This is a genomic window from Christiangramia gaetbulicola (assembly GCF_003054225.1).
Lineage (GTDB): Bacteria > Bacteroidota > Bacteroidia > Flavobacteriales > Flavobacteriaceae > Christiangramia > Christiangramia gaetbulicola.
In genome coordinates this window covers 544,853-561,947 of the sequence record NZ_QBKQ01000001.1, presented here as the reverse complement: position 1 = coordinate 561,947, position 17,095 = coordinate 544,853, and the positions used below count along the sequence as shown (strand labels likewise).

Here is a 17,095-nt window from a genome sequence, read left to right as displayed (position 1 = left end):
GTTTTGGTCCGTATGATGCGCAAATGAGCAACCTTGAAACAACTTATCTCACTACTCACTACTCACTACTCACTACTCACTACTCACTACTCACTACTCACTACTCTTCAACAGAGTCCATAGCGGTTGAATCAATATTTGATTCCACAGGCACCGCTCCATCCAATGCTTCCATGATCTCTTCTTCAGGAGATTTTATGTCGGCATCGATTTCTTCATCCTGACGGTAAAAATGTCTGAACAGGCGCAGGTAATTGTTGAATTCCTCTGCCTTCTTCTGCGCGGTCTCCCGGTCCTCATAAACCATCATCATATCTACTAGCCCGCGATAGCGTTCCATATCTGTTATGATCTCATCGGCATACCTGTATTGGCGTTCTACCTCCCAGCTGCTAAAGAATTCCAGGTTTTCCTGGTATTTCTTAGCGACCTTTTCCCAGATCTCCCTGGCTTTTTCCGGTTTGTTTACTTCGTAATAACCGGTGATAAAAGGTTCCAGCAGGGTATAGTATTCATAATATTCCACCGGCATATGTTTCATGCCCAGGTCAAGGATCTCTTCAGCATGAATCGTATCCCCTTCTCTTAGTAGATTTTCAGTCAGTCTTGCAAGGTTACTTCTGTAAGTAATAGAATTCTTGCGGGTTTCAGGATCGTGATAAATATCATCTGATCCCATATTACCCCAATCCCAGTTCTTCACGATATTGTACATCTTTTCTGTATTCACTCTACCCATGTCGAATGGATTTCGCGGATTCAATGGTGTACGAATAGGTACCAGTTTATAGGTTACCCCTTCCAGTTGCAGGTAATCTTTCATCCACAGGTAATCTTCATCACCAAAGCTTCCGCCAGTGAAATAGATCGGTCTTTTCCAGTCATTATTTGCCAGGATATCCAGCATTAATAGGCGGTTCTTATAAAGGATCTGGTCCCCGATGGTTATATCGATATGATCTACGATCTCATCAGCTTCAGATTCATCCACGATATTATTTTTCAGTACGGTTTGTTTATCTACCGGGATCCTCACGTGTCTCGAAGGAAAGGTATTAATGAAGGTTCCGCTTTGTAGCTCTGCCTGCGTACGTGGATCTTCATTTTCAATATAATTCATCCAGGTTCCAATTGGGATCGTATCCTGGGTCACCTCTCTAAGGAAGATCGCATCGTTCTTACCGTTGTAAAAATCGTTATCCAGTTGAGATGGCAGCGCATCACTTTCAAAAGCCTTACGCTTCATCTGGTCGATATACCAGTCGGTAGCAAGAAGACTGGTGTTCACGATACGAACGTCTGTTCTGTACTTTTCGATCTGCTGAACATACCAGAGTGCAAAGGTGTCATTATCTCCTATGGTAAATAATATTCCATTTTCGTCTACCGAATCGAGATACATCTTAGCCATGACCAAAGCTGAATCTCTTCCTGATCGATCATGATCGTCCCAATTCTCTGAAGCCAGCAGCACAGGAACGCAAAGTAAACTTCCTACGATGACAACCGGCGCGACTATCTTAGGGCTTATCACGGTTCTAAGTTTATCAAATATCGCATACACTCCAAAGCCAATCCAGATCGCAAAAACATAGAAAGATCCTACCAAAGCGTAATCTCTTTCCCTGGGCTCGAATGGGCGTTCATTCAGGTATATTTTTAAAGCAATTCCCGTGAACAGGAAAAATACCATCAATACCCAGAAATTCTTTTTGTCTCTTTTCAGATGAAAAACAAGTCCTATCAATCCAAGAATGAACGGAAGGAAGAAATAGGTGTTACGGGCTTTATTATCCTTTAGATCTGAAGGCAGGTTGTCCTGGCTGCCAATATGCATTTCGTCTATAAAGTCTATTCCGCTGATCCAGTTTCCGTGGAGGTCGGTATATTTCCCCTGAATATCATCCTGACGACCGGTGAAATTCCACATGAAATATCTCCAGTACATATAGCCAATCTGGTATTCCAGCAGGTAGCCAATATTTTCAGCAAAACTTGGTTTTTCCACGTCAATGTATTCGCTGAATTGTCTTAGAAAGTTATGGTAGTCTTCCATATCTCTCTCTCCGCGAGAGAATTGGGATTTAAACTCGTTTACAGCTTGTATAAGTCTTTCTTCTCCCTGGTATTCAGCTTTGATCTTGAAATCCAGTGGGCCGGTAAACTCCATGTAATTTACAGCATGCTCTGTACTCCACATACGTGGCAGGACCGCCTTATGATCATCATCAAGGTTTTGCTTGGCATTCTTGTATTCGTTAACGATCACATATTTTCCAAGCTCCTCGTCTTTTTCATATTTAGGTTTAGCGTCTTCATATGGATTATCTGCATCTAGGCCTGAGTACATTTCAGACCATTGCGGACCATAGAATAAATGCGTTTCTCCATATTGTTCCCGGTTATAGTAAGCCAGTAATTCCCTGGCGTTATCGGGACTGTTCTCGTTAATAACGGTTGGAGCGTTACTTCGTATGGGTAGCATCACCCAACTTGAGAATCCTATTAGCACGAATAGTATACATAATAACAGGGTGTTGTATTTATAAAGGTTTTTCTTTCGGGTGTAATTTATCAGAAAATAGAAAGCGGCAACTATAACCAGCAGCGCTATGACCGTTCCTGTATTAAATGGCATTCCGAGGCTGTTCGTAAAGAAAAGTTCAGAAGCCGAAAAGAAGGTAAGGGTATAAGGAAGCAGAAGTTTGAAAATGAACATTAGGACTGCAACCACCACCACATTCGCGATGATAAAATTCTTAACGGTCACTTCTTTATAGTTTTTAAAGAAATACAGGAATCCGATTGCCGGAAGGGTAAGAAGCCCCATAAAGTGAACTCCAAAAGACAGTCCAATTACCAAAGAGATCAGGATGATCCAGCGGTTGCCCCTCGGGGTGAACATGTCTCTTTCCCATTTAAGGCCCAGGTAGAACATGATGCTCATAAAGCAGGCGGCCATGGCATAAACTTCAGCTTCCACAGCATTGAACCAGAAACTATCGGTAAATGTAAAAGCCAGCGATCCTACTAAAGAACTACCCAGAACCGCCATTTTTTTCGACGGAGTCAGTTTTGAAACCGGGCCGGCAACTTTTAAAACCAGCATGGTAATAGACCAGAACATAAACATGATCGCTATGGCGCTGGCAAAACCAGACATAAAGTTCACCATTAAAGCAACCTTGGAATTATCTGGGGCGAATGTTGAAAAAAATGCGCCCATCATCTGGTAAAATGGAGCTCCCGGGGGGTGTCCCACTTCCAGGTTTGCAGAGGTAGCAATATATTCCCCGGCGTCCCAAAAACTTGCCGTTGGTTCCAGAGTAAGCGTGTAGGTAGTCAAAGCGATCACAAAAACCAGCCATCCCAGGATTTTGTTCCACTTACTAAAGTTAAGATCTGTCATAAATACTAGAGTAGTTGTACTAAAGTGGCGAATTTAATAATAAAATGCTGAATGCTTTAAAAACGAAAGACAAAAGCATTTATTTTGGAAAAAGCTGAAAATGAAGACTAAGCGGGCCAGGGAAAAATAAAGGCTAAATTTTTCAGGAAAATTTCAATAAAAAGTTTGTGTAAACTAAACTTTGTTTTAAATTTGCATCCGCATTTAAGCATTGGCCTATGGTGTAACTGGCAACACGTCTGGTTTTGGTCCAGAAGAGTCTAGGTTCGAGCCCTAGTAGGCCAACAAGAAAAACCCTTAACTACTTGTAGTTGAGGGTTTTTTGTTTTAACAGGGGGTTAAATAGGGGGCGAAAATTATTATTATTTAATTATTCACGAATATTCATGACTAGTTTTCCCTGAATTTTCAATTGGTGTAGTAAGGACTCGTGGTTTCATCCATTTGAAATTTATATGGCTACAATATTTTTTGCACACCCTGTGCATGCCAATTTAATTATCTTTGTGATGTGAAAATAATGGCACTCATATTATCTCTTTACGTACTTGGGCTTAATTTATTAGCGTGTAATGATAATGATACTTCACAATTGACTTCTGATTCAGAAGTAACAGTAATTGTTAATCAGGATTTAGATTTCGACCATTCACATGAAAATGTAGTAGATTTATGCCCTCCATTTTGTAGTTGCCATTGCTGCCATGTTCACACAGTAGATTTTGGTTCCTCACACTTCGAGCCTTTAATTGTGGAAATTCCATCTAAAGCTTTTGCTCATTTTGACAGTTCAGCGGAAGAACCTATTCTTTCCTTTTTAGATCCTCCAAAAGTTTAATTCAGTTTTTTTAGAGGATAGTTATATCCTTTTTTTCAAAAGTCCCGGTTTTTCTGAAGACCAAGACGCTATCGATTTCTTCTACTTAGGGAATATCGAGATGTTTAACTGAATTAATTTTTTTATATGATCAATAGAATCATTTCATTTTCCATTAATAATAAATTTATTATTGGACTACTCACCTTAGCCCTTATAGGTACTGGTATTTGGTCCATGTCTACCGTTAACCTGGGATCGGTACCAGATATTACTAATAATCAGGTTCAGGTGATTACCCAGTCACCTAATCTTGCAACAGAAGATATTGAACAATTTGTAACCTATCCCGTAGAACTGTCGATGGGTAATTTACCTGGAGTTACAGAAATTCGCTCTATTTCACGCTTTGGACTTTCGGTAGTTACTATTGTTTTTAAAGATGATATGGGAACATACCTTCCTCGGCAACTGGTACAGGAAAAACTTAATGAATTGGGAGAAACCATTCCCGATAAATTTGGAAGTCCTGCTATGGGACCTATTTCAACCGGACTGGGTCAAATTTATGAATATACAATAAAACCAAAGGAGGGGTATGAAACCGAATATTCCCCCATGGATCTACGAACTATTCAGGACTGGATAGTCAAGCGACAGCTTACCTTATTGGAAGGTGTGGTGGAAGTAAACTCTTTTGGAGGCTCCATAAAACAATATGAGGTAGCAGTCAACCCGGAAAAATTAAACAGTATGGGTATAAGTATCTCTGAAGTTTATGAGGCACTGGCACGAAATAATGTGAATACCGGTGGGGCTTATATCGAGAAAAATAAAATGTCAAATTTTATCAGGGGTGAAGGCTTAATCCGTTCTCTGGAGGACATCAAGAAAATTGCAATTACTACAGAAAACGCAATCCCGATAACGATTGGTGATGTTGCAGAAAATGTTCAGTTTGGTAATCAGGTACGTTATGGAGCTTTTACCCAGGATGGGGAAGAAGCCGTTGGAGGAATTATCATGATGCTGAAAGGAGCTAATCCTAACGCGGTTATTCAGGATGTGAAAGATCGTATGGCTGAAGTTGAGAAGTCTCTACCTGAAGGTTTGACTATAGCACCAATCATTGATCGAAGTGAGTTGATAGCACGAACAACCGACACTGTTAAAACAAATTTACTGGAAGGTGCCTTAATTGTGATTTTTGCCTTAGTAATATTATTAGGTAGTCTAAGAGGCGGTCTTATAACTGCTACTACCATTCCATTATCACTTCTTTTTGCTTTTATATTGATGAAGCAATTCAATGTCTGGGCAAATTTAATGAGTTTGGGAGCAATCGACTTCGGAATTATTATAGACGGTGCAGTGATCATCATTGAGGGTACTGTATATGAAATACAAAAACGGATTAGATCTGGAAAAATAAAATTCAACCAGGCGAAAATGGATGAAGTAGCCTATGATGCTGGAAGTACGATGATGGGCTCTGCATTTTTTGGACAAATTATCATTCTTATCGTATTTACACCCATTCTTTTTCTTACCGGGGTAGAAGGTAAAATGTTTAAGCCGATGGCTTACACTTTCGGTTTTGCCATGATAGGTGCTATATTCTTGTGTCTTACCTATGTGCCTATGATGTCGGCTTTATTCATGAAACCAATTCAAAATAAAAAGAACTGGTTTGGAAAGTTTGAACGCTGGCTGGAAAAAATAAGTGACAAGATAATTGGCGGAATACAAAAGGTGTACATGCCTTTGTTGAAAGGAGCCTTAAAATTGAAGCTGATCGTTATTGGTTCTGCCGCTGTTTTACTTGTGATAGCCGGTTTTCTTTTTTCCCGAATGGGAGGAGAATTTGTGCCTCAACTTGATGAAGGAGATATCGCCATGCAGGCTCTAATAAGACCAGGTAGTTCACTAACAGAGTCTATTGAAGTTTCAAAAAAAATTGAAAATATACTCTTAGAAAACTTTCCTGAAATTAAAACGGTAACGGCCAGAATTGGAGTAGCTGACATTCCCACAGATCCCATGCCAATGGATATTGCCGATATGTACTTAATCCTTGAGAAGGACAAAGATAAATGGACAAGTTCTGAAACTAAAGAAGGGCTTATTGAACAGATTAAGGAAAAACTAAATGAAGATCTTACAGGTGTTAATCTAGTGTTTACTCAACCTGTAGAATTGAGATTTAATGAGTTATTAGAAGGGGTTAGAGAAGATATTGCGGTTAAGTTGTACGGTGAGGATTTAGAGGTATTGTCAGAAAAAGTGCAGGAAATGGCCAATATTATCCAAACTGTACCTGGAGCTGGTGATGTTAATGCTGAAAGAACCTCCGGTCTCCCACAAATGACAGTTAGATTTAACCGTGATAAAGTTGCCCAATATGGACTGGATATTCAGAAAGTCAATGATTATATAAGTACAGCATTTGCCGGAGGAACGGCAGGGGTCATTTTTGAAGGTGAAAAGCGATTCGATTTAGTTGTGAGATTTGATGAAGATCATAGAAAGAATATTGATGATTTGCGTGGTATGTATATCGATCTTCCAGACGGAACTCAGGTGCCTATAAAAGAAATAGCAGATATTGAGTATGTTCCGGGCCCTATGCAAATTTCAAGAGATGATACCTATAGAAGAACCTATGTAGGTGTAAATGCCCGGGGAAGGGATGTAGAGTCTGTGGTGAACGACATCCAGCAAAAATTAGATGAGGAATTAGAATTGCCACCAGGTTATTATATTACTTATGGAGGGGAGTTCGAAAACCTTCAGAGTGCCAAAGATCGATTAGTGATTGTGGTACCGATAGCCTTATTCCTGATTTTCGTGCTTCTATATTTTGCCTTAAAATCTTTTTCCCAATCTATCATGATCTATATGGCGATACCATTGGCTGCTATCGGAGGTGTATTTGCCCTTTGGATAAGAGGTATGCCATTTAGCATTTCAGCAGGTGTAGGCTTCATTGTACTGTTTGGTGTTGCAGTTTTGAACGGACTGGTACTAATAAACAGATTCAATTCTTTGAAAGAAGAGGGAGTAACCAGTATAAAAGATAGAATTTTTACAGGAACCAAAGAACGAATACGACCTATTATGTTAACAGCAACAACAGATATTTTCGGTTTTTTACCAATGGCATTCTCCACATCTGCCGGTGCAGAAGTTCAACAACCACTTGCTACAGTTGTAATAGGTGGTATGCTTACGGCTACCTTGCTTACGCTGGTTGTATTACCAGTGTTATATACCTTCGTAGAGAGAAGACGTGAGAAGAAGGAACAGAACAATCTAGGTTCTTCCAATACGCGATCTTTAGCTACGATTTTGATAATTGGTTTGATGTTAGGCGGAACCTTTTCCGTAAATGCACAATCTGATGCTGTTTCATCTGAATATCCACTACAGGATACTTTACAGACCATAAGTTTGAAAAAAGCCCGCGAAATAGCCATCAAAAACTTTCCTCAGCTAAAAGCTGCCCAGCTTGAAATTGAAAGCGAAGAAGTACTGCGTAAAACTGCCTATGATTTTGGGAATACCCAAATCTTTACAGGAAAAGAAGAGGTAGGAAATGGTTCTGATGGGATCTATACTCAAATTGGTGTTCAACAACAAGGCATAGATGTTTTTGGAATTGCCCCTCGGTTAAAATTGCAAAAAGAAAGGGTGGCACTTGCTGAAAATGCTTTAGAACTAAATACCTTAGAAGTGGAACGTGAAGTAAGCAGGGCCTGGGCTTCAGTTTATACAAGTAAAAAGAGGTATCGGGTATATAAGAAAATGGATTCAATTTTTGAAGACATTGAAAGAGCTGCACGAATCAGGTATGAAACAGAAGCTACCTCTAAACTGGAGTATCTTGCTACTTCAAATCAGGGGAATGAGGTGAAAATACAGTTAGAACAAGCTTATAGAGATTACCTGAGATCATTACAGCGTTTAAATTTATGGTTTGTTAGTGATACGATCTATGATGTGCCAGATTTACCTTCCCAAGCATTAGATGAACCTTTAAACTTTCTGATAGATTCGCTCAAATCGCATCCGGCTCTTGAAGTTTCAGGACAGAGAGTGAATGTTGCAAAAGCGGTTACCAGAGAACGAAAATCTGAATTTCTACCCAAATTTCAGGGTCAGTATGCCAGGCAGGAAATTAATGGACAATCGGGTTTCTTCCAATATCAAATCGGAATTCAAATTCCGTTATTCTTTGGACCTGAGTTAGGCCGTACTCAGGAAGCACAAGTAAATCGGAAGATTGCAGAGCAAAATTTTTACCAGGATAAACTCGAGCTCGAAACTGCCTATAAAAATATGCGAGAAGAATTCATAAAATGGAGAAACTCATGGAATTATTATAGGGATGAAGCGCTTCCCTTGGCTAAGGAGCAACAAGAAGGATCAGTATTGGCATTTAAGGAAGGTGCTATAGATTACGTAACCTTCCTTCAAAATATAAGAGATGCTATTAGAATCGAGGTAAACGCATGGAGTGCTTTTGATGATTATCTCGATAGTCGTTATCAGCTCGAATATTACCTCACAGAATCAAACTAAAACTAAGAAAGAAAAACGATATGAATAAAAGATCAATAAATATTCTAATGCTTGCCCTATCATTGAGTCTGTTCTTTGGGTGTAAAGAAAATTCTGAAACATCAGAAGCTGTTTCTCTAGAAACTGAAAATCCAACTATGAATGAAGACAAATCTCAAGGAGAAGAAGGTGGCATGCGTTCGGTTCATCTCTCAGAATTGAAATTTAATAGTCTGGGAATCAAAGTAGATACCTTACCTAAAAAAGCATTATCAGGAATAGTGGAAGCCAATGGGCAGTTGGAAGTGCCGCCGCAATATGAAGCTACGGTTACTGCCGTTTTAGGGGGGAATATTAATTCGATAAAAGTTATTGAAGGTGATAAGGTAAATAAAGGTCAGGTACTGGCGTATCTATCTCATCCCAATTTGACGAAAATACAAACGGAATATATTAACGCCTATAACCGTATGCAGTTTTTGGAAAAGGAATTTGAAAGACAGAAGCGATTATACGAGGCAGAAGTAGGTTCTGGAAAGTCATTTCAACAAACACAGGCAGATTTTCAGTCGGTAAAGGGAGAGGTAAGTGGTTACGAATCCCAGTTAAGACAGTTAAACTTGGGAGCCTCCCAGGTAAGAAATGGCACCCTGTATGAATATATCCCGGTAGTAAGCCCTATAGAAGGTTATATTGAAAAAGTAAAGGTGCAAATTGGCCAATATGTAGAACCACAAACCAGCATGTTCATGGTAGTTGATAATGAGCACGTTCATGCCGATCTAATGGTTTTTGAAAAAGATATTTATAAGGTTAAAGAAGGTCAAAAGATTTCTTTTACCCTGGAGTCAGTTCCCGGTAGCAATCTCACAGGAAAAATATATTCTGTAGGGAAGCAATTTGAACAAAATCCCAAAGCGGTGCATGTTCATGCAGAAATAGAAAACAAAGAAGATTATCTTATTCCGGGGATGTATATTAAAGGAAAAATTCGGACAGGAGAAGAAGCAGTGCCTGCTCTACCTGAAGAGGCAGTGATAGAAGAAGAGGGAAATCCTTACATCTTTACAGCTCAAAAACATCAGGAAGAAGGTAAAACAGAATGGGAATTAAAACCGATACAGGTAAGGACAGGGATAAATGAAGATGGATGGGTTGAAATTAAACTCCTGGAGCCACTTCCAGAAGGTACTTTAGTTGCTTATGATAATGCCTATTACCTGGTATCTGAAATGCAGAAAAGCCAAAATTCCCATGGTCATTAAATAGAATTTTAAAAATTTAGATGGATGGGCTCTCTGTAAAATGTTTGTCTTAATTAAAGTTCCAGAGGGTTCATCCTTAATAAAGAATTAATAAAACAGCGATGAAAGAAATAAAAGCATTTATAAAACCAAAACGGGTTCAAATAGTGATAGAATCCCTTAGCGAAAGCGGATTCAAAAGTATGACGCTGTCCCAGGGGGAAGGTACCGGGGCATTTAAAGCAAAAGGCGCGTCGCCTTCTTTGGATTTTCGTGTAACCGACAGCCCGGTGGTAAAGTTAGAATTGGTATGTCAAAATGAAGAAGCACAATCAGCAATCGATATTATACTTGAGAATGCAAAAACAACTGAACCCGGTGATGGAATTATTTATCTTTCAGATATTGAAGATGCCTTCCGAATAAAAACCGGAGAATCTTTGAATCGATCTGGATTAAATAATGATGGAAATGAGTGATATCGAAAAAAATTTAGAGGCACACGAAGTTCGGCCAACAGCCATGCGTATCCTGATCTATAAATTTATGGCCAAAAAAGACAGGGCCGTAACCCTTACCGAAATTGAAAATGCTTTTGGAAAAGCGGACCGGGCTACATTATCTCGAACAATACGCACATTTGAAACAAAGGACATTGTGCATCAAATAGATGATGGCACAGGCATACCAAAATATGCGCTCTGTGAAAGTGATTGTAATTGCGAAGTAGAACAGGACTTACATATCCACTTTCATTGCAATAATTGTGATGAAACTGTTTGTTTGACCGATCATAAGATTCCACATATTAACCTGCCAGAGGGATATATGGCAGAAAATGTAAACCTGGTAGTAAAGGGAATATGTGAGAAATGTAGTGGTGTTTAATTTTTGAAGAGGAAGGAAGCATTTAAAAAAAAGGTGAAAATGGAACTATATAGTATGGAGATTACCAAAATCAGCTTATGGAAACAAAAAGAAAAAACGATTTAAAAAAGGCAAGAACGCTTCAAATATGGAATGTCATTTATGATACCATTGAAGTAATAGTATCTCTAATTGCAGGAATAACTGCCAATAGTTCTGCTCTTATAGGATGGGCACTGGACAGTACAATAGAAGTGATAAGTGCGGCCACATTAGGCTGGCGGCTGCACGGCGAGCTCAAGGGCATTGACGAAGAAAAAGTCAAAAAACGCAAGAAGATCACGCTTTATGTAATTGCAGTATCATTTACGTTGGTCTGCATATTCATTTCTTATGATTCAATCACAAAACTCCTTAGTCAGGAAACTGCAAGTTGGAGTACCATGGGATTAATCATTTTAATTATTTCTCTAATCATCAATCCCATTCTTATCTATTTCAAAAGAAAATATGGACATAAGCTGGACAGCCCAGCTTTACTTGCCGATGCCAAAGATACCTTTATCTGCCTATACCAAACCGTAGTTGTTCTTGCCGGTTTACTATTGGTAAACTGGCTGGGCTGGTGGTGGGCAGATCCTGTCGCGGCACTGCTCATTGTACCTTATGCAGCAAAGGAAGGTTGGGAAGCCTATACCAAAGCAAGAGAAATCAAGTATAGTATCACTTAAAAGACAGAAATAACTATGATCCATATAACCAAAACGGAAAAAAGCAATTTGATATCCGCTACTATCAATGGTAAAATATCTAAGGAGGATATAGAGAAAATTCATCCCTTGATACATAATATTGTCGAAAATGGGGATAAGGTGGATTTCTTTTTTGAGCTGGTTGACTTTGAGGGCTATGATCTCAAGGGCATCTGGGCAGATTTAAAAGTTGATGCCGCCCATATTTCCGATTACGGAAAAATGGCTATTGTAGGTGAAAAAGAATGGCAGCAATGGGCGGCGAGAGCTACTGATGTTTTTACAAATTCGGAAGTTAAATATTTCGACCTTACCGAAAAGGAAGAGGCTAAAAGATGGATTTAAAACCAATAGGGATATGAAAAAATTACAACTCAAAATTCCGGTACTGCTACCTCAGGTGCCAAATGAAAAAGATACCTGTGTGCAAAGGCTCATTGAGGAATTAGAAGCCAAGGAAGGTCTTGATAAAGTGCATATAAAAGACGATCAGGAAGATACGGTGCCACAACTGTGTTTTCATTATGATCCCGACATTATTTCTATTGACCGCATTCAATCATTGGCAGAAAGAACCGGGGCTGAAATTACCGAGAAATATGGACATTTTCTTATAGAGGTTGAGGGGATTAGACATACCCGACATGCAAGAACTATAGAAAAGAGTCTGCTAAATACCAATGGTGTTTTGGAAGGTTCCGCCAATGCCGGAGGAATGATCCGTTTAGAATATGATAAACGAGAAACAAGTTTTGATGAGATAACTACAAAGCTTAAAAAAGAAAACCTACAAGTCAAGAAAAGTTCCTCTGGTCATGACAACGGCTTTAAATCTTCGGAAAAAACCTCTGATGAATTAAATAAAGAAAATGAGATGATCCAGGAACATCAGCATGAAGTTGAAGATGAACTGAATCATGAAGAGGCTGATAGCCACGGGGCAGGTGAAGAACATTCCCACGCACACGGAGGTATTTTTGGGAAAAATACAGAGCTTATTTTTGCTATTATTTGTGGTGTTTTGTTAGGAATAGGTTTTGGATTATCCTTTGTAGAATCAGTTCCCCAATGGATTAGCCTTGCACTTTATATAGGAGCCTATTTCTTTGGAGGATTTTATACTGCTAAAGAAGCTGTGGAAACCGTAGCCAAAGGTGGATTTGAAATTGATTTTCTCATGCTGGTCGCAGCTATTGGAGCAGCTATTTTGGGAGAATGGGCAGAAGGGGCATTATTATTATTTCTCTTCAGCCTGGGGCATGCCCTGGAGCATTATGCAATGAACAAAGCACGCAAATCTATAGCCGCATTGGCAGAATTGGCACCAAAAACAGCTTTGGTTAAGAAAAATGGTAAAACGGAAGAAGTTGGTATCGAAAAACTCACTATTGGAGATATCATTGTCGTAAAACCAAATAGTAAAATATCAGCAGATGGCGTAGTGGTAGACGGGCAGAGTAGTGTAAACCAGGCTCCAATAACCGGGGAGAGTGTACCGGTAGATAAAGTTCCCGTAGAAAATGTTGAGAAGGATTACTCTGAGGTAGATGATATCAAAGATGAAAACCGCGTTTTTGCAGGAACGATCAATGGGAACAATACTTTGGAGATTAAAGTTATCAAAGCAGCCAAAGATTCAACGCTTTCCCGGTTGGTGAAACTGGTTAACGAAGCTCAGACTCAAAAATCGCCTACCCAGTTGCTCACCGATAAATTCGAAAAATATTTTGTGCCATCCGTTCTTATTTTGGTCGGAATTCTTTTGTTCGCTTTTTTAGTTATTGACGAACCCTTTAGCGCCAGCTTTTACAGGGCAATGGCGGTACTGGTAGCTGCAAGTCCCTGTGCGTTGGCAATCTCGACCCCGAGTGCTGTATTGAGTGGAGTGGCCAGAGCGGCCCGTGGTGGTGTATTAATTAAAGGAGGCCGACCACTAGAGGATTTGGGAGAATTGACCGCCCTCGCCTTTGATAAGACCGGCACTCTAACGGAAGGAAAGCCAAAACTTACGCAAGTAGTACAACTTGGGGATATTTCAGAAAATGAACTTCTCAAAATAGCAGTAGCCGTAGAAAGTTTAAGTGATCATCCCCTGGCCAAAGCAGTAGTTCGTGATGGAAAGGAGCGCCTGGAAGGCGAGGAAAGCCCGGATGCTTCCAATCTGGAAGCCGTGTTAGGAAAAGGTATTAAAGCAACTTTGGGAAATGATAAGATCTATGTTGGTAATTTGGATCTATATGAAGAACTAAATGATACTAATCCTTCGGAAGAAATAATTACAAAAGTACGCGATCTCGAAGGTGGTGGAAACACCACGATGCTTCTTCGTAAGAATGAAAAATATATAGGCATCATTGCATTAATGGACACCCCACGGGAGGCAGCAAAGAAGACCCTTTCTGAATTGAAGGAAATAGGAATTAAACGAATGATCATGCTTACCGGTGATAACCAGAAGGTAGCAGACGCTGTGGCAGAAGAAATAGGATTGACCGATGCCTGGGGTAGTTTATTGCCGGAAGAAAAGGTAGAAGCTATAAAAAAACTGAAAAAGAAAGAATCTAAAGTAGCAATGGTAGGCGATGGTGTTAACGATGCGCCTGCCATGGCAAATAGCACCGTAGGAATCGCTATGGGTGCTGCGGGAAGTGATGTTGCCTTAGAAACCGCTGATATTGCTCTTATGGCCGATAAATTGGAAACCCTTCCCTTTGCTATTGGATTAAGTAGAAAAGCTAAAGCAATTATTAAGCAGAATCTATGGGTAAGTCTTGGAATTGTGGCTTTGCTTATCCCCGCAACAATTTTTGGTTTCGCAAATATTGGAGTAGCGGTAGTTATACACGAAGGTTCCACACTTTTGGTAGTATTTAATGCATTAAGACTTTTAGCTTATAAAAAATGAACAAAAGTACCTTCATAGTCAGTCAAATGGACTGCCCCTCCGAGGAGCAGATGATCAGGATGAAACTAGAATCTTATGAACAGATAAAGTATCTTGATTTTGATATCCCCAATAGAAAACTTGAAGTATATCATCATGAAGGGATTGAAGACATTCATTCCTCGATTTCAGAATTAAAATTGGGTGATAAATTTATAGGATCAGAAGAGGCGGAAGTTCCAGTTATGGAAAACGAAACCAAACAAAAAAATATTCTTTGGTGGGTGTTGGGTATTAATTTTGGGTTTTTTCTTGTTGAAATGATTACGGGTTGGATATCTTCTTCGATGGGCCTTATCGCCGATTCTCTTGATATGCTGGCAGATTCGATAGTATATGCGCTGAGTTTATTTGCAGTAGGTGGTGCAGTTTCAAGAAAAAAGAAGGTCGCAAAATTTAGTGGGTACTTTCAAATGTTACTGGCGACTCTTGGATTTACAGAAGTCTTGCGCAGGTTTTTTATGAGTAGTGAAACTCCTTTATTCCAGTGGATGATTATTATTTCTTCTTTGGCACTTGCCGGAAACTTAATCTCATTATGGCTAATCAACAAAGCTAAAAGTAACGAAGTCCACATGCAAGCCAGTGCCATTTTTACTTCAAATGATATTATCGTGAACGGCGGAGTAATTTTGGCGGGTGTTTTGGTTTATTTTTTAGGAAGTAAATGGCCAGATTTGATCATTGGCGGTATTGTCTTCACATTTGTGATGCGTGGGGCAATTAAAATATTGAAATTATCAAGGTAAATCTGGAAAAAAATCATACATCAAAATGCCTATTACATAATGAAAAAAATGGGAACTATACAGACGAATTAAATATGGAGTCATTTGTAGATTGAGTAATATTACATCCGTTGCAGATAGCAATAGGTGAGTTTAGATGTTCATATAGTAGAGTCCTGCTATTGATAATAATCTCAAATTCCTGGTTGTGACATCGGTCTTTATAAATGGCGTAATATTTCGCAGTTCTTAAATCATTGAAAGGATAGCCGTTTTTAAACTTCTTTAAAAATTCCTCTTCCGAATAAACAAAGCCCTCAATATCATTAATGGTTTTAATTGTGAAATACATTTCAATCATCTTCTGAGATTCTAAATTGGGACTTGGGTCGATATAAATTTTTTTCTGTTTTAAGGTTGAATAGGTTTTATACTATAAAGCTTTAAAATATTAATCCATTAATATAATATTCAATAAATATTATATTATGGGGTTTTTTATATTAATAATATCTGGAACTAGACAAGTAAAATGTGTTGAATGATTGTTAAATGCATATCATCAAAATCAACAAAAAAAGACTCTTTCCTAGTAGAAAGAGCCTAGGCCTTCTATTTCAGTTTGGGATGAAAAGTGTGTCTTAAAATACTTACGTTATTGTTCACAAATCCTAATTCATGATTTTTTTGGCTATGATCATCCTTATAAGAAGACTTGTAGGGTTTACCAGATGTATTTCTTTTCCATACGATCCAAACGGCCTTGTAGCCAATCTCTGCAGATACCTCCAGTTTTTTGTAATTGTATTGCTTATTAGAACTATCTAATTCAATCGCAATATCTTTCTCATCGGGGTTAATTATTATGAAATCTACTTTCCCAATGCAGGTCTTTCTTTTGTGGGCTATTCTTATATGTTCTGGCATTTTGATATCTACCTCTCGTACGACTCTCAAATCGAGTCTTTTACATGTTTCTAGTATTGAGTGTGTCATTGCTTTAGTAAAATCGGATTTATTTGGGATGTAGATATAATCAAATCTGCCGATATCAATTTTCTCTATATCATTCATAATATGCTCCATAATCTCTTGATTAGTTAAACATTTTTTAGAATTCTGATCTTTCATAATATTCAGGTTTTAATTAATTAAAATTTCAACATTTTTTTTTCGTGCATAACAGAAAAGCCAATTCATTATGATAAAAGCGTGTAAAAAGCATCGCGGCTTTAAGGCGCTTATCAAAATGAACTGGCTAGTTTTGCTAAAGAAAAAAGAGGTGAAGTCTCTAATTAAAAAGGAATTAATTAGGTTTAATGATCAATTGCTCTTGGTTAACCATTCATTATAAATGTGACTAGCATCTTTATTCTCGCTGAGAAATTTTTTAACATGAGTTAGAACCTGCTCCTGGCCTTTATCATATGCTGCCTTTTCTATATCTGGGATAGAACTGATTTTATAAATTGAATAGGATACAAAAAGCAAGGATAGCAGAGCAAGAGATAATTTAGAGATAATCATCCAGCGTGGTTGTTCTTGAGAATCTACAGTTTTTGTTACTACTTCTTGAAGATGACAAAGGCATCTTTCCTGTTTTTTATTCTGCTCCTCAAGGTTTTTAGTTAAAGTGTTTTTTACATCATCTAAATCTAGCTTTACTTTCATTTGAGATAGTTTTTTATTTATCTCAGCTAATTTTTCTACTGATGTTCTGAATTCAGCAATTTCTTCGGTCATTAAACCGACTATTTCTTCAATTTTTGCCATA

General features: G+C 38.6%; 12 protein-coding genes and 1 tRNA gene. 10 read left to right on the top strand and 3 right to left on the bottom strand.

Features of this window, described 5'->3' with window-relative positions; translation table 11 throughout:
- Window positions 1-100 precede the first annotated feature (100 nt).
- Complete coding sequence (locus C8P64_RS02450; protein ID WP_108170463.1) at window positions 101-3,409, bottom strand: glycosyltransferase family 117 protein; 3,309 nt, start codon at window positions 3,407-3,409, stop codon at window positions 101-103.
- 212 nt (window positions 3,410-3,621) lie between these two features.
- On the opposite strand from C8P64_RS02450, the gene C8P64_RS02445 reads away from it, so the two are divergent.
- From C8P64_RS02445 to C8P64_RS02400, 10 genes are all read left to right on the top strand, one after another.
- Window positions 3,622-3,694, top strand: a tRNA-Gln gene (locus C8P64_RS02445).
- 235 nt (window positions 3,695-3,929) lie between these two features.
- Window positions 3,930-4,247 (top strand): DUF6660 family protein, encoded by a 318-nt coding sequence (locus tag C8P64_RS02440; protein WP_170106619.1) that lies wholly within the window; start codon window positions 3,930-3,932, stop codon window positions 4,245-4,247.
- A 126-nt stretch (window positions 4,248-4,373) separates the two neighbouring features.
- Window positions 4,374-8,807, top strand: coding sequence for a CusA/CzcA family heavy metal efflux RND transporter (locus C8P64_RS02435; RefSeq protein WP_108170462.1), 4,434 nt, complete (start codon window positions 4,374-4,376; stop codon window positions 8,805-8,807).
- Window positions 8,808-8,827: 20 nt separating this feature from the next.
- A complete protein-coding gene (locus tag C8P64_RS02430; RefSeq protein ID WP_245889644.1) occupies window positions 8,828-10,051 on the top strand; it encodes an efflux RND transporter periplasmic adaptor subunit in 1,224 nt (407 codons plus the stop codon).
- A gap of 101 nt (window positions 10,052-10,152) precedes the next feature.
- Window positions 10,153-10,509 (top strand): P-II family nitrogen regulator, encoded by a 357-nt coding sequence (locus C8P64_RS02425; RefSeq protein WP_026934555.1) that lies wholly within the window; start codon window positions 10,153-10,155, stop codon window positions 10,507-10,509.
- Window positions 10,502-10,918 (top strand): Fur family transcriptional regulator, encoded by a 417-nt coding sequence (locus C8P64_RS02420; protein ID WP_026934554.1) that lies wholly within the window; start codon window positions 10,502-10,504, stop codon window positions 10,916-10,918. The genes C8P64_RS02425 and C8P64_RS02420 overlap by 8 nt, the downstream gene beginning before the upstream one ends.
- A 77-nt stretch (window positions 10,919-10,995) precedes the next feature.
- Entirely contained in the window at window positions 10,996-11,628 is a 633-nt protein-coding gene (locus C8P64_RS02415) for a cation efflux transmembrane domain-containing protein (RefSeq protein ID WP_108170460.1), read from the top strand.
- A 15-nt stretch (window positions 11,629-11,643) separates the two neighbouring features.
- Window positions 11,644-11,994 (top strand): SpoIIAA family protein, encoded by a 351-nt coding sequence (locus C8P64_RS02410; RefSeq protein ID WP_108170459.1) that lies wholly within the window; start codon window positions 11,644-11,646, stop codon window positions 11,992-11,994.
- A gap of 13 nt (window positions 11,995-12,007) precedes the next feature.
- A complete protein-coding gene (locus tag C8P64_RS02405) occupies window positions 12,008-14,554 on the top strand; it encodes a heavy metal translocating P-type ATPase (protein WP_108170458.1) in 2,547 nt (848 codons plus the stop codon).
- A complete protein-coding gene (locus C8P64_RS02400) occupies window positions 14,551-15,342 on the top strand; it encodes a cation efflux transmembrane domain-containing protein (RefSeq protein ID WP_211307582.1) in 792 nt (263 codons plus the stop codon). The genes C8P64_RS02405 and C8P64_RS02400 overlap by 4 nt, the downstream gene beginning before the upstream one ends.
- 591 nt (window positions 15,343-15,933) lie before the next feature.
- Here C8P64_RS02400 and C8P64_RS02390 read toward each other — a convergent pair.
- Both C8P64_RS02390 and C8P64_RS02385 read right to left on the bottom strand, forming a co-directional pair.
- Window positions 15,934-16,278, bottom strand: a complete 345-nt coding sequence (locus tag C8P64_RS02390) for a hypothetical protein (protein WP_146167169.1) — start codon at window positions 16,276-16,278, stop codon at window positions 15,934-15,936.
- A 366-nt stretch (window positions 16,279-16,644) separates the two neighbouring features.
- Window positions 16,645-17,094, bottom strand: coding sequence for a DUF6730 family protein (locus C8P64_RS02385; RefSeq protein ID WP_146167168.1), 450 nt, complete (start codon window positions 17,092-17,094; stop codon window positions 16,645-16,647).
- Window position 17,095 lies beyond the last annotated feature (1 nt).